The sequence below is a fragment of the Hymenobacter glacialis genome, assembly GCF_001816165.1.
GTDB lineage: Bacteria > Bacteroidota > Bacteroidia > Cytophagales > Hymenobacteraceae > Hymenobacter > Hymenobacter glacialis.
In genome coordinates, this window is the sequence record NZ_MDZC01000019.1 from 1 (window position 1) to 297 (window position 297).

The window sequence follows — 297 nt, forward strand, 5'->3', positions numbered from 1 at the left end:
ATGACAGTTGAGAAAAACATTTTATTTACATTGGAGAATCGCAATGTATCGAAAGCGCTGCGTCATGATAAAATGATGAAAGCGGCGAAACTTGTAGGGCTGGAAGATTATTTGAAGAAAAAACCAGGTGAGTTGTCTGGCGGTCCTAAAGACCGTTTGTTATCTATGGTGTTTCAGAACTATGCGCTATATCCGCATATGACAGTTGAGAAAAACATTTTATTTACATTGGAGAATCGCAATGTATCGAAAGCGCTGCGTCATGATAAAATGATGAAAGCGGCGAAACTTGTAGGG

At 39.4% G+C, this 297-nt stretch carries 1 pseudogene; it reads left to right on the forward strand.

Annotation, left to right across the window (positions count from 1 at the left end):
* A pseudogene (locus tag BEN48_RS19270) lies at nucleotides 1-297 on the forward strand (hypothetical protein); the annotation flags it as partial.